This window comes from Pseudomonas sp. GW821-FHT01A09 (genome assembly GCF_058986725.1).
In genome coordinates this window covers 148,653-169,120 of the sequence record NZ_JBYSWB010000008.1, presented here as the reverse complement: position 1 = coordinate 169,120, position 20,468 = coordinate 148,653, and the positions used below count along the sequence as shown (strand labels likewise).

The 20,468-nt window shown below is 63.9% G+C and carries 20 protein-coding genes; 10 read left to right on the top strand and 10 right to left on the bottom strand.

Annotation, left to right across the window (positions count from 1 at the left end; genetic code table 11):
- Positions 1-7: 7 nt before the first annotated feature.
- The 3 genes from AC3WJP_RS12090 to coaBC all read right to left on the bottom strand — a co-directional run bounded on the left by AC3WJP_RS12090 (position 8) and on the right by coaBC (position 4,320).
- Positions 8-1,375 carry a phosphomannomutase/phosphoglucomutase gene (locus AC3WJP_RS12090; protein ID WP_493721600.1) on the bottom strand — a complete coding sequence of 456 codons (1,368 nt, stop codon included), beginning with the start codon at positions 1,373-1,375 and terminating at the stop codon, positions 8-10.
- 1,276 nt (positions 1,376-2,651) lie between these two features.
- A complete protein-coding gene (dut, locus tag AC3WJP_RS12085; RefSeq protein WP_493721454.1) occupies positions 2,652-3,107 on the bottom strand; it encodes a dUTP diphosphatase in 456 nt (151 codons plus the stop codon).
- Between the two features lie 4 nt (positions 3,108-3,111).
- Positions 3,112-4,320 carry a bifunctional phosphopantothenoylcysteine decarboxylase/phosphopantothenate--cysteine ligase CoaBC gene (gene coaBC / locus AC3WJP_RS12080; protein WP_493721455.1) on the bottom strand — a complete coding sequence of 403 codons (1,209 nt, stop codon included), beginning with the start codon at positions 4,318-4,320 and terminating at the stop codon, positions 3,112-3,114.
- Positions 4,321-4,471: 151 nt separating this feature from the next.
- Between coaBC and radC the strand changes: the two genes are divergently transcribed.
- On the top strand, positions 4,472-5,146 hold the full coding sequence (gene radC / locus AC3WJP_RS12075; protein WP_493721456.1) for a RadC family protein: 675 nt from the start codon (positions 4,472-4,474) through the stop codon (positions 5,144-5,146).
- A 98-nt stretch (positions 5,147-5,244) separates the two neighbouring features.
- Here the strand turns inward: radC and AC3WJP_RS12070 are convergent, their stop codons facing one another.
- Positions 5,245-6,834: an ABC transporter substrate-binding protein gene (locus AC3WJP_RS12070; RefSeq protein WP_493721457.1), complete on the bottom strand. Its 1,590-nt coding sequence runs from the start codon at positions 6,832-6,834 to the stop codon at positions 5,245-5,247.
- A gap of 370 nt (positions 6,835-7,204) precedes the next feature.
- Between AC3WJP_RS12070 and rpmB the strand changes: the two genes are divergently transcribed.
- Together rpmB and rpmG are read left to right on the top strand one after the other, a co-directional pair.
- A complete protein-coding gene (rpmB, locus tag AC3WJP_RS12065) occupies positions 7,205-7,441 on the top strand; it encodes a 50S ribosomal protein L28 (RefSeq protein WP_226503980.1) in 237 nt (78 codons plus the stop codon).
- Positions 7,442-7,452: 11 nt separating this feature from the next.
- Positions 7,453-7,608, top strand: coding sequence for a 50S ribosomal protein L33 (gene rpmG, locus AC3WJP_RS12060; RefSeq protein ID WP_493721458.1), 156 nt, complete (start codon positions 7,453-7,455; stop codon positions 7,606-7,608).
- A 64-nt stretch (positions 7,609-7,672) separates the two neighbouring features.
- Here the strand turns inward: rpmG and AC3WJP_RS12055 are convergent, their stop codons facing one another.
- Positions 7,673-7,903 (bottom strand): hypothetical protein, encoded by a 231-nt coding sequence (locus AC3WJP_RS12055; protein ID WP_493721459.1) that lies wholly within the window; start codon positions 7,901-7,903, stop codon positions 7,673-7,675.
- A 102-nt stretch (positions 7,904-8,005) separates the two neighbouring features.
- A complete protein-coding gene (locus AC3WJP_RS12050; RefSeq protein ID WP_493721460.1) occupies positions 8,006-8,365 on the bottom strand; it encodes a cupin domain-containing protein in 360 nt (119 codons plus the stop codon).
- Between the two features lie 211 nt (positions 8,366-8,576).
- Between AC3WJP_RS12050 and AC3WJP_RS12045 the strand changes: the two genes are divergently transcribed.
- Positions 8,577-10,070: an aldehyde dehydrogenase gene (locus AC3WJP_RS12045; RefSeq protein ID WP_493721461.1), complete on the top strand. Its 1,494-nt coding sequence runs from the start codon at positions 8,577-8,579 to the stop codon at positions 10,068-10,070.
- A gap of 80 nt (positions 10,071-10,150) precedes the next feature.
- Complete coding sequence (locus tag AC3WJP_RS12040) at positions 10,151-11,287, top strand: MFS transporter (RefSeq protein ID WP_493721462.1); 1,137 nt, start codon at positions 10,151-10,153, stop codon at positions 11,285-11,287.
- Between the two features lie 12 nt (positions 11,288-11,299).
- Here AC3WJP_RS12040 and AC3WJP_RS12035 read toward each other — a convergent pair whose 3' ends face one another.
- A complete protein-coding gene (locus AC3WJP_RS12035; protein ID WP_493721463.1) occupies positions 11,300-12,841 on the bottom strand; it encodes a phospholipase D family protein in 1,542 nt (513 codons plus the stop codon).
- 92 nt (positions 12,842-12,933) lie between these two features.
- Entirely contained in the window at positions 12,934-14,367 is a 1,434-nt protein-coding gene (locus AC3WJP_RS12030; protein WP_493721464.1) for an aminotransferase-like domain-containing protein, read from the bottom strand.
- Positions 14,368-14,539: 172 nt separating this feature from the next.
- Between AC3WJP_RS12030 and AC3WJP_RS12025 the strand changes: the two genes are divergently transcribed.
- A complete protein-coding gene (locus AC3WJP_RS12025) occupies positions 14,540-14,779 on the top strand; it encodes a DUF1127 domain-containing protein (RefSeq protein WP_493721465.1) in 240 nt (79 codons plus the stop codon).
- 237 nt (positions 14,780-15,016) lie between these two features.
- Here AC3WJP_RS12025 and AC3WJP_RS12020 read toward each other — a convergent pair whose 3' ends face one another.
- On the bottom strand, positions 15,017-16,330 hold the full coding sequence (locus AC3WJP_RS12020; RefSeq protein ID WP_493721466.1) for an NAD(P)/FAD-dependent oxidoreductase: 1,314 nt from the start codon (positions 16,328-16,330) through the stop codon (positions 15,017-15,019).
- A 123-nt stretch (positions 16,331-16,453) separates the two neighbouring features.
- Between AC3WJP_RS12020 and AC3WJP_RS12015 the strand changes: the two genes are divergently transcribed.
- Positions 16,454-16,807, top strand: coding sequence for a YkgJ family cysteine cluster protein (locus tag AC3WJP_RS12015; RefSeq protein WP_493721467.1), 354 nt, complete (start codon positions 16,454-16,456; stop codon positions 16,805-16,807).
- Positions 16,808-16,907: 100 nt separating this feature from the next.
- Here AC3WJP_RS12015 and AC3WJP_RS12010 read toward each other — a convergent pair whose 3' ends face one another.
- Positions 16,908-17,396, bottom strand: coding sequence for an Lrp/AsnC ligand binding domain-containing protein (locus AC3WJP_RS12010; RefSeq protein ID WP_226503990.1), 489 nt, complete (start codon positions 17,394-17,396; stop codon positions 16,908-16,910).
- A gap of 156 nt (positions 17,397-17,552) precedes the next feature.
- On the opposite strand from AC3WJP_RS12010, the gene dadA reads away from it, so the two are divergent.
- The 3 genes from dadA (at position 17,553) to alr (ending at position 20,410) form a co-directional block, all read left to right on the top strand.
- On the top strand, positions 17,553-18,854 hold the full coding sequence (dadA, locus tag AC3WJP_RS12005) for a D-amino acid dehydrogenase (RefSeq protein ID WP_493721468.1): 1,302 nt from the start codon (positions 17,553-17,555) through the stop codon (positions 18,852-18,854).
- The gene (locus tag AC3WJP_RS12000; RefSeq protein WP_493721469.1) at positions 18,826-19,179 is read left to right on the top strand and encodes a RidA family protein; all 354 of its coding nucleotides are present in this window, start codon (positions 18,826-18,828) and stop codon (positions 19,177-19,179) included. The genes dadA and AC3WJP_RS12000 overlap by 29 nt, the downstream gene beginning before the upstream one ends.
- A gap of 154 nt (positions 19,180-19,333) precedes the next feature.
- Positions 19,334-20,410 carry an alanine racemase gene (gene alr / locus AC3WJP_RS11995; protein ID WP_493721470.1) on the top strand — a complete coding sequence of 359 codons (1,077 nt, stop codon included), beginning with the start codon at positions 19,334-19,336 and terminating at the stop codon, positions 20,408-20,410.
- The last annotated feature ends 58 nt before the right edge of the window (positions 20,411-20,468 follow it).

Here is a 20,468-nt window from a genome sequence, read left to right as displayed (position 1 = left end):
CCAGGGGTCAGAAGGGGAGTATCAAGTCGGGTGCGACATGGTGCAGCTGCATGCGGAAGACGTCCTGGATGCGCTCGAGTTCAGCCTGATCTTCGGCCTCGAAGCGCAACACCAGCACGGGCGTGGTATTGGATGCACGCACCAGCCCCCAACCGCGAGGATAGTCGACCCGCACCCCGTCGAGGGTGGTCAGGTTGGCGTCGCCCCATTGCGCGTCGCGTTGCAGCGCATCAATGATGCTGAATTTACCCTCATCGGTCACATCGATGTTGATTTCAGGGGTGGAAATATCGTCCGGGAAGGCAGCGAACAGCGCCTCGGCAGTGGATTTCGCCTGACCGAGGATCTCCAGCAGGCGTGCAGCGGCGTAAAGGCCGTCGTCGAAGCCGAACCAGCGCTCCTTGAAGAAGATGTGTCCGCTCATTTCCCCGGCCAGCAGGGCACCGTTGAGTTTCATCTGCTTCTTGATCAACGAGTGTCCGGTTTTCCACATCACCGGGCGGCCGCCATGTTCCTTGATCAGCGGCGTCAGGCGGCGGGTGCATTTGACGTCGAAGATGATATCGGCGCCGGGGTTGCGCGACAGCACGTCCTTGGCGAACAGCATCAGCAGTCGGTCGGGATAGATGATAGTGCCGGCATTGGTGACCACGCCGACGCGGTCGCCATCGCCATCGAAGGCCAGGCCGACATCGGCACCGGTCTCGCGCACCTTGGCGATCAGGTCGGCGAGGTTCTCGGGCTTGCCCGGGTCCGGGTGGTGGTTGGGGAAGTGGCCGTCGACTTCGCAGAACAGCGGAATCACTTCGCAGCCCAGGGCCTCGATCAGCTGCGGGGCGATCACTGCGGCCGCGCCATTGCCGCAATCGACCACCACCTTGAGGCGCCGCGCGACGACGATGTCCTTGGCGATGGTCTCGAAGTAGCGCGGCAGGATGTCGACCTGAGTGACGCTGCCCTGGCCCTGAGGCAAGGCGTTGATGCGGATGCGCGTGTGCAGCGCGAGGATCTGATCGTTGGCCAGGGTGTCGCCGGCGATGACGATCTTGAAGCCGTTGTAGTCGGCCGGGTTGTGGCTGCCGGTGAGCATTACCGCCGATTTGCCTTCAAGCACGTTGGCCGCGTAATACAGCGCCGGCGTCGGTACCAGGCCGACATCGGTGACGTGGCAGCCGCTGTCGTGCAGGCCTTGAATCAGTTGCTGCACCAGCATCGGCCCGGACAGGCGCCCGTCGCGGCCGACGCAGACGTTGGCTTCGTCGAGCGCGAGGCTCTGGGCGCCGACCGCGCGGCCGATCCAGTAGGCGGTTTCGGCGGTCAGGTTTTTGCCCACCACGCCGCGGATGTCGTATGCCCGGAAGATGCTCAGGGGCAGGGCCGGCGGTAGCTCGCTGGCCGGGGCTGCGCCGCCCGGCGCTGGCTCTGGCTTTGGTTCGGGCTGATCGGGTTCGAGGATGTCGATGTCGAGAATGTCGCTGTCCTTGAAGGTTGGGTCGAGCCAGGCGGGCGCGGGGCTGTCCGGTAGTTCGGTGGGCTTCTTGCCCACGGGCGCGGGTTTGTCTCGTAACGAGAAGCGCGCCAGGCTCTGAGCCAGGCCGTTGAGCTCCGACAGGCTGAGGCTGAAGGATTTGACTGCCTTGCCGCCGGAGAGCTCTTGCAGCATCTGCGACAGCTGCCTGGCATCGGACTCGACTTGCGCACGCAGGCGCTTGCAGGTGAGGGTCAGGGCGGCCCACAGCGCGGCGATGGCGATCAGCAGGGCGATCCCTGCCACGCCGAGGGAGAGCCAGGGTGTCTGGTACTGGAAGCTAGGGCCTGGGGTGAACTCCAGCGTCCAATTGCGTGAGCCGCTGGCGATCGGGTAGCGGGTGCTCGAGCTGGCGATGCCGGTCTGGAACAAGACCTGTGCCGGCTCCTGGCCGAAACGCTGAGACAGGCGAAATTCGCCGGGCTGTCGCGGGTCATCGGGCTTGGGCAGGTCCTGGATCAGAGGGTCGAGCAGTTGTTGCAGGTCCACCGCGATCAGCAGCGTGCCCAGCACTTGCTGGCCGGCGACGGCGCGGATCGGGGCGACGCTGTAGACGATCCAGCGCTGGCCGACCCGGTGTGCCTCCAGCGGCGGCGCAGTGCCGACTTCGGCCTGGTTGAGCATGTCCAGCCCGGCGTAGTTCATGGGGGCGGGGCGATTATCATCGAGCTGAGCCTGCTTGCGCAGGTTGACCTGCACGTCCACGGCGCGCCCCCAGCTCATCAGCCGGGTTTCGGCGGCGCGCAGTGCGGTTTGGTCCTGGCGCTGCACTGCGTCGATCAGCGCGGCATCCTGGGCTGCAGTCGCTGTGCGGGTCTCGAGTTGCGCCGAGGTACGCTCGAAGCTGGCGGCCGCCGCGGCGGCTGCGGTGCGAGAGATCGCGTCCAGATAGGTTTGCGAAGGTTGCTCGGACCGGCTGGCCCAGGCCAGCGCCGCCGCCACCAACAGGCCGGCGATGCCCAGCAACAGGGCCGGGCGTACCAGGTCAAAGGGGGTCTTGGCGGCCTTGGCCTGACTGTCGTCAGGCGCGGCTATCGGTGATTTGGCGCTGCGCGTGAAGCCTTTCACATAACATCTCCGCAAAAATCGACCTGGGGCGCTGCTGGTGCGTAGTGGCCTTGGCTCAGTGGCTTCCCGAGTGCCCGAACCCACCGGCGCCACGCTGGCTTTCGTCAAAGGTCTCGACCAGCTCGAAGTGCGCCTGCACCACCGGGACCAGCACCAGTTGGGCGATGCGTTCGCCTACGGCGATATTGAACGTCGTTTGCCCGCGGTTCCAGCACGAGACCATCAGCTCGCCCTGGTAGTCGGAGTCGATCAGGCCCACGAGGTTGCCCAGCACGATGCCATGTTTGTGGCCCAGGCCGGAGCGCGGCAGGATCAGCGCCGCCAGCCCGGGGTCGCCGATGTACACCGACAGCCCGGTCGGGATGAGCAGGGTCTGGCCCGGCTCCAGCACGGTGTCCTGCTTGAGCATGGCGCGCAGGTCGAGGCCGGCGGAGCCAGGCGTGGCGTACTGCGGCAGCGGGAATTCGCTGCCGATGCGTGGATCGAGAATCTTGGCTTGCAGAGCGTGCATGGGGTTAAACCTGATGAATACGGACGGCGATGAAAGCGACCAGTTGGCGGGCGATCTTGCCCTTGCTGGTTTGGGCGAACAGTGTTTCGTGAAGCTGGCGATCGATCACGCTGCAGGCGTTTTCTTCGCTGTTGAAGCCGATGCTGGGATTGGCCACGTCATTGGCGACGATCAGGTCGAGGTTCTTGTCCTTGAGCTTGCGTGCAGCATAGTCGAGCAGGTGTTCGGTCTCGGCGGCGAAGCCGACGCTGAACGGGCGATCGGGGCGTGTGGCGATGGTGGCGAGGATATCCGGGTTGCGGACCATCTGCAGCAGCAGGCCATCGCCCTTGGTCGGGTCTTTCTTGAGCTTTTGCGGGGCGACCACTTCCGGGCGGTAGTCGGCGACGGCGGCAGACGCGATGAAAATGTCACAAGGCATGGCCGCTTCGCAGGCCGCGAGCATGTCGCGGGCGCTGACCACGTCGATGCGCGACACCCGATCCGGCGTCGGCAGGTGCACTGGCCCGGTGATCAGCGTGACCTTGGCGCCGGCCTCGACGGCGGCCTCGGCGAGGGCGAAGCCCATCTTGCCGGAGCTGTGGTTGGTGATGTAGCGCACCGGGTCGATGTTTTCCTGAGTTGGCCCGGCGGTGATCACCACATGCTTGCCGGTCAGCGACTGGCGCTGGAAGCATTCGGCGGCGCACAGCGCCAGCTCGGTAGGTTCGAGCATGCGGCCCAGGCCGATATCGCCGCACGCCTGACTGCCGGCCGCGGGGCCGAACACCTTGAACTCGCGGCTCTGCAGCAGCTGCAGGTTGGCCTGGGTGGCCGGATCGCGCCACATGGCCTGGTTCATCGCTGGCGCCAAGGCCACGGTGGCGTCGGTAGCCAACACCAGAGTGGTCAGCAGGTCGTCGCCCATGCCTTGAGCCAGGCGCGCGATCAGGTCGGCGGTGGCGGGGGCGATGAGGATCAGGTCGGCCCATTTGGCCAGCTCGATATGGCCCATGGCGGCCTCGGCGGCCGGGTCGAGGAGGTCCAGATGCACGGGGTGGCCGGACAGCGCCTGGAGCGTCAGCGGGGTAATGAACTCGGCGCCGCCGCGGGTCATGACCACGCGCACTTCGGCGCCGTGCTCAAGGAGACGCCGCACCAGCTCGGCGCTCTTGTAGGCCGCGATGCCGCCGCCAACCCCGAGAACGATGCGTTTGCGATACAGCCGCTGCATAGGCCTGCCTTTTGATCCAGAAATGACGCGACGGCGACGACGCCTCCCCAGGCCGGATCGCCGCGCAAAAAAGTTGCGCTAAGATATCACAGCGCCCGTCAGGGAACAGCGGCGCTCGACGACACAAGCACACTCACACAAGGAACGTGACATGAGTATCAAAGACTGGCCTGCGACCGAGCGTCCGCGGGAAAAACTCTTGGCGATGGGCTCGGCGGCGCTGTCGGATGCCGAATTGCTGGCGATCTTCCTGCGTACCGGCGTCACCGGCAAAAGCGCCGTCGACCTCGCGCGTCATCTACTCAATCAATTTGGCGGTCTGCGCGCGCTGCTCTCGGCCGATCGCGAGCATTTCAGCGAGGCCCTGGGGCTGGGGCCGGCCAAATACGCGCAGTTGCAGGCGGTGCTGGAAATGGGCCGCCGTCACCTGGCTGAAGACCTGATCCGCGAGTCGGCGCTGGAGGGGCCCAGGGCGGTCCGCGAATACCTCAAGTCGATGTTGCGCGACGAGCCCCATGAAGTGTTCGGTTGTCTGTTTCTGGACAGCAAGCACAAGGTGCTGGTGTTCGAAAAGCTCTTCACCGGCTCCATCAACAGCGCCAGCGTGTACCCGCGCCAGGTGGTCAAGCGCGCCTTGGCCAACAATGCGGCAGCGGTGATCCTGTGCCACAACCATCCTTCCGGCGTCACCCGCCCCAGCCAGGCCGATCGCGAACTGACTCATCGTTTGAAGCAGGCGCTGGGGCTGATCGAGGTGCAGGTGCTGGATCACATCATCATTGGTGAGGGCGAGCCGTTGTCGATGGTCGAGTACGGCTGGATGTAGGGACATGCCCCGTTCACGGGTAGAGCCCACGCCCCTGGCGACACCTGGGGAAGCGGGTTCTGCCCGCGAAGGGGGCAGCCGAGATTCAGCCGATCCCGCTACGGGCCGACGCTGACCTTGGCGAAGTCCTGACGCCCGAACGGGCTGGGGCTGTAGCCCTTGACGTCGGTGCGGGTCAGTACGGTCGCGCTCGGGTGCGCCAAGGGTACCCACAGGGCCTGCTGCTGGATCTGCGCCTGGGCCTGGTGATACAGCTTGCTGCGCTTGGCTTGATCGCTGGCAGCCTTGCCGTCGGTGATCAGGGCGTCCAGCGTCTTGTCGCAATAGCGTGCGAAGTTGGTCCCGGATTGCACCGCCGCACAGGAAAACTGCGGGGTCAGGAAGTTGTCCGGGTCGCCATTGTCGCCGGCCCAGCCCATGAACAGCAGATCGTGCTCGCCGGCCTTGGCGCGGCCGATCAGTTCACCCCATTCGATCACGCGGATCTCGGCCTTGACGCCGATCTTGGCCAGGTCGGCCTGGAGCATCTGCGCGCCCAGGCTAGGGTTGGGGTTGAGCAGGCTGCCGGACGGACGCGTCCAGATGGTGGTCTTGAAGCCGTCCTTGAAGCCGGCCTTGGCCAGCAGTTCGCGAGCCTTGGCGGGGTCGTAGGCGTAGCCCGGCAGGTCCTTGGCGTAGCTCCAGGTATTAGGCGGATACGGGCCGTTGGCCGGTTGCGCGCTGCCTTCGAACACGGCCTTGAGGTAGCTGGCCTTGTCGAAGGCGAGGTTGATGGCCTGACGCACTTCGGGCTTGTCCAGCGGCGGGTGCTGGCTGTTGATGGCGACGAAGGCGGTCATGAAGGCGTCGGTCTTGAGCGCCTTGAGCTTGCTGTCATCCGCCGCTGCGACCACGTCCATCGGCTTGGGCGACAAGGCGATCTGGCATTCGCCGGCCTTGAGTTTCTGCAGGCGCACGTTGGCGTCCGGGGTGATGGCGTAGATCAGCGGATCGACGCTGGGCTTGCCCTGGAAGTAATCCGGGTTGGCCTTGTAGCGCACCACTGCGTCTTTCTGGAAGCGCACGAACACGAACGGGCCGGTGCCGATGGGCTGGCTGTTGAGCTGGTCGGTCTTGCCGGCCTTGAGCAACTGGTCGGCGTATTCGGCCGAGTAGATCGACGCGAAGCCCATGGTCAGGGTCGCGAGGAAGGTCGAGTCCGGGTGATTGAGGGTGAAGCGCACGGTCAGCGGATCCGGTGCATCGATCTGCTTGATCAGGCTGGGCAGCTGCATGGACTGCGCGTGAGGGAAACCGCTCTTGTTGACCTTGTGCCATGGGTTGGCGGGGTCGAGCATGCGCTGGAAGCTGAACAGCACATCCTCGGCGCTGAGTTCGCGGCTGGGCTTGAACCAGGGGGTGGTGTGGAACTTGACGCCCGGGTGCAGCTTGAAGGTATAGGTCAGGCCGTCCGCAGACACTTGCCAGCTATCCGCCAGGCTGGGGACGACCTTGCCGGCCGTCGCGTCGTAGCCCACCAGGCTGTTCATCAGCACATCGGCGGAAGCATTGGTGGTGGTCAGCGAGTTATACTGGACGACGTCGAAGCCCTCGGGGCTGGCCTCGGTGCACACGCTCAACGGCGCGGCCTGAGCCAGAACGGGGGCGCACAGCGAAGCAAACAGCAGTGGCAGCAGCGCAAGACGCATGGATTCATTCCTTTGGCGGTTTGAGGAACCATCTGCTCGGGCAGTCTGGAAACGGCTACCCTAGTGCGCTGCGCAGCAATTGGCTATGCAAATTTGCAGATTTGCGCGACGAGCGGTCTTTGCCGTGCAGGCCCGCCAGCCAGTGCTGATCCGGGTTTGTGCGCCAGATGAATTTGGGGATTACAGGGATTACTGTTGTTGCACCCAAGTCTTTCTGGTATAAAGCAGCGCTCTTTTCTAGGGCCCGGTTCGTCTGCCTTCAAGGCGGGGCTGATAAGACCCTGAAGAAACACGGCGCCTGGCGCCATGATTGAGAGATTAAGCGGCCAACCCATGCCGGGTTGGGCATGTGGTTTTAGAGGGCTGAGGCATGTCGAGAGTCTGTCAAGTTACCGGTAAGGGTCCGGTAACTGGGAATAACATTTCCCACGCAAACAACAAAACCCGTCGTCGTTTCCTGCCGAACCTGCAGCATCATCGCTTTTGGGTCGAGTCCGAGAAGCGTTTCGTGCGTCTGCGCGTATCCGCCAAAGGCATGCGTATCATCGACAAGCGCGGCATTGATGTCGTTCTGGTCGAAATCCGCGCTGCTGGCGCCAAGGTCTAAGGAGCAAAATCATGCGTGAATTGATTCGTTTGATCTCTTCTGCCGGTACTGGTCACTTCTACACTACCGACAAGAACAAGCGTACTACTCCGGACAAAATCGAGATCAAGAAATTTGATCCGGTTGCCCGTAAGCACGTGATCTACAAGGAAGGCAAAATCAAGTAATTGATTTTGGCTTGCAAAAAAAGGCCCGTATCTCGCGATACGGGCCTTTTTTATGGCGTGTCGATCAACCGAATTGGATGCGCAGGATCACCTGCTCCTCTTCGACGACCAGGTTGATACGCTGTAGGCGCCGGTCTTTGGTGCATATATGGCCAGGGCCATAGCCGCGGGTCGGACGCAAGGTTCGAGCCTCGACGTCCGCGCGGACGGCTTCGGTGTAGGGCTGGCCGATCACATCGCTGATCATCTTGAGGATTTCTTCGTCGGTGTAGTGCGGCGTAATAGTGATGCTCATGGGATGCCTCCTGGCAAAGAGTCGATGGTGTCCGGCTGGACACCGACGCAATCCTGAACTTCGCCTGCTGCCCGCACGCATTAGATATTCACCGCGCCAGCGTTACCTCTGCTCGAACACCACGTAGATCTTGCGGCATGCCTCCAGCACCTCCCAGGTGCCGCGAAAGCCTGCCGGAATCACGAAGCGATCGCCGGCCCGTACGGTCTTGGCCTGGCCGTCGAGGTCGCGAAGCACGGAGACGCCCTGAACGATTTCGCAATACTCGTGCTCGGTATAGTTGACCGACCACTGGCCCAGCGCGCCTTCCCACACGCCCGCGCCGAATTGCCCGCAGGGGCTGTTGTAGTGTTCGTACACCGCCTGCTCGGGCTGGCCCTTGAGGACTTTTTCCGCAGCCGGGCTATAGCGCTGGGCGGGTGGGGTGTTGATGCCGAAATCGACGATCTGCTCGATGCTCATCGCAGGCGCTCCGTGTCTGATGGGGTGGATTGTTTGATAAAACGCACATGGCCGGGGCTTTGACCCTGATCTGTCAAATATATTGAAAATGCCGGTGCCGGTGGTTTAGGGTGGCTGACGCTGTGGGAGCGATCAAGGCCTGCGGCCCTTTCAATCATCCGTACGCCGCGTGGCGCTCGGGCTTGATGTCCACCCTCGAAGGAGATTCGTAATGACCACCCTGACACGCGCTGACTGGGAGCAAAAGGCCCAGCAGCTGAAAATCGAAGGTCGCGCGTTCATCAACGGCCAGTACACCGACGCGGTGTCCAAGGCGACCTTCGAGTGCATCAGCCCGATCGACGGCCGATTGCTGACCACCGTCGCCAGCACCGATGCGGCGGACGCCGAGCTGGCCGTGGCCAATGCCCGCGCCACCTTTGCCGCCGGGAGCTGGTCGCGCCTTGCGCCGGCCAAGCGCAAGACCGTCATGATTCGCTTCGCCGACTTGCTCAAGCAGCACGCCGAAGAGCTGGCCCTGCTCGAAACCCTGGACATGGGCAAGCCGATCAGCGACTCGTTCGGCATCGACATCCCCGGCGCCGCCAATGCGCTGCGCTGGAGCGGCGAAGCCATCGACAAGATCTATGACGAGGTGGCCGCCACGCCCCACGACCAGTTGGGCCTGGTGACGCGCGAGCCGGTCGGCGTGGTGGCGGCCATCGTGCCGTGGAACTTCCCGCTGATGATGGCCTGCTGGAAGCTCGGCCCGGCGTTGTCCACCGGTAACTCGGTGATCCTCAAGCCGTCGGAAAAATCCCCGCTCACCGCCATTCGCATCGCTGCGCTGGCAGTGGAGGCCGGCATCCCCGCGGGCGTCCTCAACGTGCTGCCAGGCTACGGCCACACCGTCGGCAAGGCCCTGGCGCTGCACATGGATGTCGACACCGTGGTGTTCACCGGCTCGACCAGGATCGCCCGGCAACTGATGGTCTACGCCGGCGAGTCGAACATGAAGCGCGTGTGGCTGGAAGCCGGCGGCAAGAGTCCGAACATCGTTTTCGCCGACGCGCCGGACCTGCAAGCTGCCGCTGAATCGGCCGCCAGCGCCATCGCCTTCAATCAGGGCGAAGTCTGCACCGCCGGTTCACGCCTGCTGGTGGAGCGCTCGATCAAGGACAGATTCCTGCCACTGGTGATCGAAGCCCTCAAGGGCTGGGTGCCGGGCAACCCGCTGGATCCGGCCACCAATGTCGGCGCGCTGGTGGACACCCAACAGATGAACACCGTGCTGTCTTACATCGAAGCCGGTCACAGCGATGGCGCCAAGCTGGTCGCGGGCGGCAAGCGCACCTTGCAGGAGTCGGGCGGCACCTATGTCGAGCCGACGATCTTCGACGGCGTGACCAACGCCATGCGCATCGCCCAGGAAGAGATCTTCGGACCGGTGCTGTCGGTGATTACTTTCGACAGCGACGAAGAAGCCATCGCCATCGCCAACGACACCCAATATGGGCTGGCCGCCGCAGTGTGGACGGCCAACATTTCCCGCGCGCACCTGACCGCCAAGGCGCTGCGTGCCGGCAGTGTGTGGGTCAACCAGTACGACGGCGGCGACATGACCGCGCCATTCGGTGGCTTCAAGCAGTCGGGCAACGGGCGTGACAAGTCGCTGCATGCCTTCGACAAATACACCGAGCTGAAATCGACCTGGATCAAGTTGTAGGCATCACGACATCCCCTGTGGGCGCGGGCCGAGCCAACGCGCACGGGGGCAGGGACGATTCGCTTTCTGGAGCGTTACCAATGCGTTGGGGCACCTATTTCGCCGTCCTCGCGTCCGTCCTCAGTGTGGGGCTGGCGCTGGGGGTCAGCATGCCGTTGGTGTCGTTGCGCCTCGAGGCCTGGGGCTATGGCGCCTTCGCGATCGGCGTGATGGCGGCGATGCCGGCGATCGGCGTGCTGATGGGCGCCGGCATGGCCAGTCGGTTCGCCTCCAGGCTGGGCACCGCGCGGTTGATGCGCTGGTGCCTGTGGAGCGGCGCGCTGTCGGTGGGTTTGCTGGCGCTGCTGCCCAGCTACGCCCTGTGGGTGGTCCTGCGGCTGCTGATCGGCAGCGTCCTCACCATCGTCTTCATCCTCGGTGAAAGCTGGATCAATCAACTGGTGGTCGAGCAGTGGCGTGGCCGGCTGGTGGCGCTGTATGGCAGCAGTTACGCCCTGAGTCAGCTGTGCGGGCCGTTGCTGCTAGGGGCGTTGGGCACGGATCGGGATTATGGCTTCTGGGTCGGCGCTGGTTTGCTGGTCGCGGCGCCCTTGCTGCTACTGGGCCGCGACGGTGCACCCAGCGCACAGTCGGCGCGGGTCACGTTTCGCGATCTGGGCGGCTTTTGCCGGCGCCTGCCGGTGATCGCCTGGGCCATTGCGCTGTTCGCCAGTTTCGAGGCGCTGATCCTGACGCTGCTGCCGGTGTACTGCCTCCAGCAGGGCTATTCAGCCTCTATCGCCTTGTACATGGTGAGTGCCGTGGTGGTGGGCGATGCGCTGTTGCAGTTGCCGATTGGTGCCTTGGCCGATCGCATGTCACGCCGCACGCTGTTCGCCGGTTGCGCGCTGACGTTGATGTTGTCGAGCCTGGCGGTACCGGTGCTGATTCACTCGGTGCTGATCTGGCCGCTGTGGGTGCTGTTCGGGGCCAGTGCCGGCGGGTTGTTCACCTTGTCACTGGTGCTGATCGGCGAGCGCTATCGCGACAACGAGCTGGTGCGGGCCAACGCCCATGTCGCGCAGTTGTGGGGCGTCGGCTGCCTGATCGGGCCGCTGGCGGCGGGCGCCGGCAGCCAGTGGGTCAGTGGGCATGCCTTGCCGTTGCTGATGGCCGCTGGCGCGTCAGGCTTGGTGATGCTGGCGCGGCGTAAGGGAGCATTGCAGTTACCGGCTTGATGGAATGGCCTGTCAAAGCATCCGCTCCAGCCCGACGGATTTCGCGAACCAGGCGTTGAAGCGCCGCCACCAGTCTCCTGGTTCGGTCTTGAGCGTGTGCATTTGCTGGTGATCTTCGGTGACCCAGACCATCTGCTCGTCCTGCAGCTTGACGTGATAGCTCAGCGCCGGTGACATGCCCTGCAAGGCGAGCTTGCGCACGTGCTCGGCCAGTTCGGGGCTGTCGACCATCACCCCCACTTCGGTATTCCACAGCACCGAGCGCGGATCGAAATTGAACGAGCCGATGAACGTCATACGCCGATCGAGGATCATCGCCTTACTGTGCAGGCTCGATTCCGAACCGCTGCGGTAACGCACCCGGCCATCGTCACCCGGTTGGCGGCGCAACTCATACAAGTGCACGCCATGCTCCAGCAGCGCCTTGCGATAGGGCGCATAGCCGCCGTGGACAGCCGGTACGTCGGTGGCCTCCAGGGCGTTGGTCAGCAGGCTGACATCGACCCCGGAGTCGGCCATGCCAGTGAGGAACACCAGGCCCGGCTGCGCGGGCACGAAATAAGCGGAAATCAGGATCAGCTCATGCTTGACGCTTTCGAGCTGCGGCAGCAATTGCGTGGTCAGCAGCAGATGCGGGTCCGGCTCCTGAGACAGCACCTTGCTTGGCGCATCCCACATGACCTGACTGGGCGCCCAGATCATCTCCTGACGCCACACGCTCATCTGCGGCCTGACCTGGTAGCTCACCAACTGGTCATACAGCGCACGGTTGGCCTCGCGGGACTTGACCAACGCGGCATCCAGGCGCTTGCGCGCCTGACTCAGGTCCTTGCGGGTCAGGCGTCCGTACAGCTCGCCGATCGGCCGGCTTAGCGAGCTGTTCCAGTACTGGTCGAAGCTGTAGCCCAGTTGCCGGGCCACCGGGCCGGCGCCGAGCAGGTCGATGTCGGTGAAATTCAGGTTGGGCTCGGCATCGAAGTATTCGTCGCCCAGGTTGCGGCCGCCAACGATGGCCATGGCGTCGTCCGCCAGCCACAGCTTGTTGTGCATGCGCCGATGCTGCTGCGACAGGTTCATCAGCCGCCCCAGGGCCCGCGTAGTGCCGGTCATGCGCCCCAGATGCAGCGGGTTGAACAGGCGGATATGGATATTCGGGTGGGCGGCGAGGGTGGCGATGAACTCGTCGATGCCGTCGCTGGTGGTGTCGTCCAGCAGGATGCGCACGCGCACGCCACGGTCGGCGGCCTTGAGCAGCTCCTCGATCAGCAGGCGGGTGCTGAGGCCGTCGTGGACGATGTAGTACTGCAGGTCGAGGCTGGTCTGGGCGTTGCGGATCAGCTCGGCGCGGGCACGAAAGGCCTCACCGCTGTTGGGCAGCAGGCGGAAGCCGGACTGATCCGGATGCGCCTGGGCATCGGCCAGCACCGAGCGGCCGAAGCTGGAGGTCTCCGGGCGCAGCATCTCGCTGTACGTGTGCGGGTTCGGGATGCTGCTGCAGCCGGCGAGACCAAGTGCCAGACATGCCAGCAAGAGCGCGAACCATGGGGTTTTCAAACGTTGTGATCCTTGACCGAGGGACTGGCGTGCCTGTCTGACCGGGGCTGGCCACGAAAGTTGTACCACGGCCGTCATCTTTGCGCGGCGGATCATGCGCTGCTCGCGTTCATTTCGGCCAGCAGCCGGCCCGCTTCGGCGCCCACGGTCTTTACTGCGGCTTCGATACGGGCGTCGGGGCGCGAGGCGAAATTCATGCGCAGGCAGTTGCGGTACTTGCCAGAGGCCGAAAAGATGCTGCCCACGGCGATCTGCACATTCTGCTCGATCAGGTCGCGATTGAGCTTGAGGGTGTCGAAGTGTTCAGGCAGCTCGATCCACAGCATGAAGCCGCCCTGGGGACGGCTGACCCGGGTGCCGGCCGGGAACGCCTGCATGACCCAATCGATCATGATGTCGCGGTTGCGCTGGTATTGGCTGCGCATGCGCCGCAGGTGCGGCTCGTAATGGCCGCCGGCGATGAAGTCGGCGATGGCCAGCTGCGGCTGGGTGGCGGTGCTGCCGGTGCCGATGTACTTCATGTGCAGCACGCGCTCCAGGTAGCGCCCGGGGGCGACCCAGCCGATGCGCAGCCCCGGGGCCAGGGATTTGGAGAACGAGCTGCACAGCAGCACGCGGCCGTCTTCGTCGAAGGACTTGATGGTGCGCGGACGCGGATAGCTGAATGCCAGGTCGCCATACACATCGTCCTCGATGATCGCCACGTCGAAGCGCTGCGCCAGGGTCAGCAGGGCGCGCTTGCGGGCTTCGGGCATCACGTAGCCGAACGGGTTGTTGCAGTTGGGCGTGAGCTGTATGGCCTTGATCGGCCATTGCTCCAGCGCCAGCTCCAAGGCTTCGAGGCTGATGCCGGTGATCGGGTCGGTGGGGATTTCCAGCGCCTTCATGCCCAGGCCCTTGAGCGTCTGCATGGCGCCGAAGAAGCTCGGCGAATCCACCGCGACGATATCGCCCGGGTCGCAGACGGCGCGGATGCTGCTCGACAGCGCTTCGTGGCAGCCGGTGGTGATCACCAGGTCGTTGGCGCTGATGCGGCAACCGGAGTCCACCAGCAGGCGCGCCACCTGATCGCGTAGCGCCTGGGTGCCGTAGATGGTGTCGTAATACAGGCCGGGCATGTCCTGGTCGCGGCTCAGTTGCGCGAGCGCACGCATCAGTGGCTTGAGCGTAGGGCTGGTGATGTCGGGCATGCCGCGGCCCAGCTGCACTACATCCTGGCGTGGCACGGCGCGCATCAGTTCGACCACTTGATCCCACTGCGAGATATCCACCGGGCGCTGCATCGGCCGGCCGGTGGCAGGCAAGGCGGGCAGGCTGCGGGTCTGGGTGACGAAGTAGCCGGACTTGGGCCGCGGCGCCGCCAGGCCGCTGTCTTCCAGCACCCGATAAGCCTGCTGCACGGTGCTCAGGCTGACGCCGTGTTCGACACTCAGCGCGCGCACTGACGGCAGGCGATCGCCGGGGCGATAGAGGCCCTGCTCGATGCGCGCGCCCAGCAGTTCGGCGAGGTTGACATAAAGTGTCATGTCGGCTCCTAGAATTTTTACGAAGACCAGTACAGATGCGGCAGTAATCGGCCATTCAGGGAAAAATATGGCCGTTCTGTATGGTTGTAAATAGATATTTCTGGGTCTGTAATGAAAATTCGCTAGGCGCCATGCTTCTTCCTACGGCACTACCACCCAGGAGGAAGGAAAAATGAGCGGCTTCAGCGATGTGCGCCTCGTACTCACGAGCCAGGAATTACAGGCAGCGCAGCACGGCGTGCGCGTCAAGAACGCCGCGCGCCCGGAAGGATTCAGCCGTTTGCAGTGGTTCATGCACTGCTACCGTACCCGCCGGCAATTGAGCGGGCTGACAGCAGAACAGTTGCACGATATCGGCCTGTCGACCGAGCAGGCGCGGACAGAGGCGATGAAGTCGTTCTGGCAGCGGTGATGGTGCGCTTGATCAAAGCTGAGATGGGTGTTGCTGTGCCGGCCTCTTCGCGGGCAAGCCCTGCTCCCACAGGTGTACGACTCTAGATCAGTGTGGGAGATGGGTGTGGCTGTGCCGGGCTCTTCGCGGGCGAGCCTTGCTCCCACAGGTGTGCGACTCTAGATCAGTGTGGGAGCAAGGCTTGCCCGCGAACTGGCCGGTTGTGGCTGTGCAGAAATTGGAGAGTGCAACCGAGCTTCAGCCCAGCTCCTTGAACCGATGCCACAGCATTCCCAGCGCCAGCAGCGGCGAGCGCAGGTACTTGCCGCCGGGGAAGGTCATGTGCGGCACCTTGGCGAACAGGTCGAAACGCTCGCTGGCCTGGCCACTGATGGCTTCGGCCAGCAAGCGCCCGGCCAGGTGCGTGGCGTTGAGGCCGTGGCCGGAATAGGCCTGGGCATAGAACACATTGGGGTGGCTGGCCAGTCGGCCGATCTGCGGCAAGCGGTTGGCGCCGATGCCGATCATCCCGCCCCACTGGTAGTCGATCTTCACCTCGGCGAGCTGCGGGAAGACGTTGAGCATCTTCGGCCGCATATAGGCGGCGATGTCCTTGGGGTCGCGTCCGGAGTAATGGCAGGCACCGCCGAACAGCAGGCGGCGATCGGCCGACAAGCGATAGTAATCCACGGTCACCCGTTGATCGCACACGGCGAAATTCTGCGGCAGCAGTTGCCGCGCGGTCGCTTCATCCAGCGGCTCGGTGGCGATGATATAGCTGCCAGCGGGCAGCACCTTGCCGCTCAGCTCCGGGTTGAGCCCATTGAGGTAAGCGTTGCAGCCCAGCACCAGGGTATTGGCAGTCACGCTGCCTTGGGCGGTATGCACCTTCACCTGCGGGCCGTAGTCGATGCGCGTCACCAAGGAGTTTTCGAACAGCTTCACCCCCAGGCGCTGGGCGACCGCCGCTTCGCCCAGGGCCAGGTTCAAGGGGTGCAGGTGCCCGGAGCCCATGTCGATCATGCCGCCGACATACTGGTTGGAGCCGACCACCGTGTGTACCTGGTCGGCCTCGAGAATCCGCAGGTCGTGGCTGTAGCCCAGGCTCTTGAGCGCCACCGCCTCTTCCTTGAGGTGCTCCAGATCGCGAGCCTTGTTGGCGAGGTCGCAATAGCCCCAGGTCAGGTCGCACTGGATGTCGTATTTGCTGATGCGCTGGCGGACGATTTCTACCGCTTCGAGGCCCATCAGGGTCATGGCGCGCACGCCCTCGCTGCCGACCACCGATTTGAATTGCTCCAGGCCGTGACCGACGCCACGGATCAACTGCCCGCCGTTGCGGCCACTGGCGCCCCAACCGATCCGCCGCGCCTCGAGCAACACCACCGAGAGCCCGCGCTCGGCCAGTTCGATCGCCGTGTTGAGCCCGGAGAAGCCGCCGCCGACCACGCACACATCCGCGACCAACTGCTCTTGCAGCGCGGGATGATCCGGCTGCGCCGCACTGCTGGCGGCATAGTAGGAAGCGGTATGCGCGGGGCGTTGGTCCGTGTGCGAGACTGGGGCATTCATGTGCAGGGTCCTGGAAAACGATGTTCGCTAAATTTGACGGCAGCATAGGCTCGGCGATGATCGGCAAGCAACTCGTGGCCTGAGCGTGCAAAATAGCCCACTCGATACAGCGGTATGCACGTCATGAGTTGCAATCTCCACAAGATCCGCTTTTTGCGCGAACAGATCCCCAGCTTCGAATGCGTTCCCGGTTGCCACGATTGTTGCGGCCCGGTGACCACTTCCGCCGAGGAAATGGCCCGCCTGCCGCGCAAGACCGCCGCCGAGCAGGACGCCGCGCTGGAGCGTCTCGACTGCGTGCACTTGGGGCCTCAAGGCTGCACCGTCTACGACGAGCGGCCGCTGATCTGCCGCCTGTTCGGCACCACCCCGAGCCTGCCGTGCCCCCGCGGCCGCGGCCCCGACGAGCCGACCGATGCACATGCCGAGGCGTTGATTCATCGGTTGATTGCCACCACCCGCCAAGTGCTGGTCTGACCCTGTAGCGAGGGGGCTTGCCCCCGAAAAATGCGCCTGCCTCAATAGCGCGCCTGACCCACCCTGGTCGGCGGCAAGCCCCCTGGCAGTTCTCGTCCGATCAATCCGGAATCGGCAGGTTCAGGCTCTCCTTCACCTCTTCCATGACGATGTAGCTCTTGGATTCGCGCACATGGGGCAGCTTGAGCAGGATATCCCCGAGCAACTTGCGGTACGACGCCATCTCGGAAATCCGCGCCTTGACCAGATAGTCGAAGTCGCCTGATACCAGGTGGCACTCCAGCACGTGGGGCAATTTCAGCACCGCCCGGCGAAATTCTTCGAAAGTGTCACCGGATTTGTAGTCGAGGCTGATCTCGACGAACACCAATAGGCTACCCTTCAAATGTTGCGGGTTGAGCCGGGCGTAGTAGCCCATGATGATGCCTTCGCGCTCCAGGCGGCGAACCCGCTCGGTGCATGGCGTGGTCGAGAGGCCGACCTTCTCCCCTAACTCGGTGAACGACAAACGCCCATCGGCCTGAAGCAAGCGCAGAATATTGCGGTCGATCTTGTCCAGTTCACGCTTGCTCTGATGCTGGGTTCGCATAGGTCGATACCCCTCCGTAAAAGCGGTTTTTGCCGAGAATCCTCGCCAAATATAGCCGCGTATATAGTGAAATGCACTGGCTGTACCTTTTTATACTGCCCACATCTTCGCTTAATACAACTTACGTCAGCGGATTTCCGCGTTGAGGGATTGAACATGCGAGTTCTGGTGCTTGGCAGCGGTGTGATCGGTACCGTCACTGCCTACTATCTGGCCCGTGAAGGCTTCGACGTGGTGGTGGTGGATCGCCAGCCTGCGGTTGCCATGGAAACCAGTTTCGCCAACGCCGGGCAGGTCTCGCCTGGCTACGCCTCGCCCTGGGCCGCGCCTGGCGTGCCGCTCAAGGCCATCAAGTGGCTGCTCGAGCGTCATGCGCCGCTGGCCATCAAGGCCACCTCCAGCGTCGATCAATACTTGTGGATGGCGCAGATGTTGCGCAACTGCACGGCCAGCCGCTATGCGGTCAACAAGGAGCGCATGGTGCGGTTGTCCGAGTACAGCCGCGATTGCCTCGATGAACTGCGCGCCGAAACCGGTATCGCCTATGAAGGTCGGACCCTGGGCACCACCCAACTGTTCCGGACCCAGGCGCAGCTGGATAACGCCGCCAAGGACATCGCCGTGCTCGAGCAATCTGGCGTGCCCTACGAGTTGCTCGACCGCGCAGGCATCGCCCGGGTCGAGCCAGCGCTGGCCAATGTCACCGATATCCTCGCCGGTGCCCTGCGCTTGCCCAATGACCAGACCGGCGACTGCCAGATGTTCACCACGCGCCTGGCGGAAATGGCCAAGGCCCTGGGCGTCGAATTTCGCTTCGGGCAGAACATCGAGCGCCTGGATTTCGCCGGCGATCGGGTCAATGGCGTGTGGATCGACGGCCAGCTGGAAACCGCCGATCGCTACGTGCTGGCGCTGGGCAGCTACTCGCCGCAGTTGCTCAAGCCACTGGGCATCCGCGCGCCGGTCTACCCGCTCAAGGGCTATTCGCTGACGGTGCCGATCACCAACAGCGCCATGGCGCCGACCTCGACCATACTCGACGAAACCTACAAGGTGGCGATCACCCGTTTCGATAACCGTATCCGCGTCGGCGGCATGGCCGAAATCGCCGGTTTCGACCTGTCGCTCAACCCGCGTCGCCGGGAAACGCTGGAGATGATCGTCAACGACCTTTATCCTCAGGGCGGCGACCTCGGCGCGGCCAGTTTCTGGACCGGGCTGCGGCCGACTACCCCGGACGGCACGCCGATCGTCGGCGCGACGCCCATGAAGAACCTGTTCCTCAACACCGGTCATGGCACCCTCGGCTGGACCATGGCCTGTGGTTCCGGACGCCTGCTGGCGGACCTGATCGCGCGCAAAAAGCCGCAGATCAGCGCTAAAGGCCTCGATATTTCCCGTTACAGCAAACACCAGGAGACTGCAGAACATGTCAATCCAGCGCCAGCTCACCAATGAGCGCATGAGCCAGATCGTCAGCCATAACGGCACCTTGTACCTTGCCGGTCAGGTCGGTGACGACATGAGCGCCGGGATTGAACAGCAGACCCGCGAGACCTTGGCCAACATCGAGCGCCTGCTCGACCTGGCGGGTACTGACAAGACACGTCTGTTGTCCGTGACGATTTACCTCAAGGACATCGATGCGCACTTCGAAGGCATGAACAGCGTGTGGGACCAGTGGCTGCCCAAGGGCGTGGCCCCTGCCCGGGCGACGGTCGAGTCGAAGCTGTGCGAGCCGGAGATTCTCGTCGAACTGTCGGTGGTTGCAGCGTTGCCGTAAGAATCAAGATGCTTCCCTGTAGCGAGGGGGCTTGCCCCCGATTCGGGGTGTCAGATGCATCAGTGGTGCTGACTCGATTATCGGGGGCAAGCCCCCTCGCTACAGGGGTAGAGCCCGCAGGCCTTTAACTCCAAGACTTTCAAGAAGACCCCTCATGCGTCCCGCCCGTGCCCTTATCGATCTGCAGGCCTTGCGCCATAACTACCAACTGGCTCGCGACATCAGCGGTGGCGCCCGTGCGCTAGCGGTGCTCAAGGCCGATGCCTATGGCCACGGTGCCGTACGCTGCGCCCAGGCGCTGGAAGCCGAGGCCGACGGTTTCGCCGTCGCCTGCATCGAAGAAGCGCTGGAATTGCGCGCGGCCGGTATCGCCGCGCCGATCCTGCTGCTCGAAGGTATCTTCGAAGCCAGCGAACTGACGCTGATCGTCGAGCATGATCTGTGGTGCGTGGTGCATTCGCTGTGGCAACTCGAAGCCATCGAACAAGCCGCCCTGGCCAAGCCCATCGTGGTCTGGCTCAAGCTCGACTCGGGCATGCACCGAGTCGGTCTGCATCCCAAGGATTACCGCGCCGGTTACCAACGCCTGCAGGCCAGCGGCAAGGTCTCGCGCATCGTACTGATGAGCCACTTCGCCCGCGCGGACGAGCTGCACAGTGATGCCAGCAACCAGCAGGTCGCGGTGTTCCAGGCCGCCCGCCAAGGCCTGGACGCCGAAATCAGCCTGCGCAATTCCCCGGCTGTGCTCGGTTGGCCGCAGGTACCCAGCGACTGGGTGCGCCCGGGGATCATGCTGTACGGCGCCACGCCGTTCGAAGAGCCGCAAAGCCAGGCCGCGCGCCTGCAGCCGGTCATGACCCTGGAGTCGAAAGTCATCTGCGTGCGCGAGCTGCCGGCCGGCGAACCCATAGGTTACGGCGGCGGCTTCATCACCGATCGGCCGATGCGCGTTGGTGTGGTCGCCATGGGCTATGCCGACGGTTATCCGCGGGTGGCGCCGACTGGTACGCCGGTGCTGGTGGCCGGCCAGCGCAGCCGTTTGCTGGGGCGGGTATCGATGGACATGCTGTGCATCGACCTGACCGACGTGCCTGCCGCGGGCCTGGGTAGCCCCGTGGAGTTGTGGGGCAAAAACGTGCTGGCCAGCGATGTGGCATTGCAGGCCGGCACCATCGCCTATCAGATATTCTGCAACCTGCGCCGGGTGCCGCTGATCTACACCGGTGCCTGACCCGCAGGGCGGGGGACATTCAGACGATTCACCCTGGTCGAGATGTTGTAAATATCGA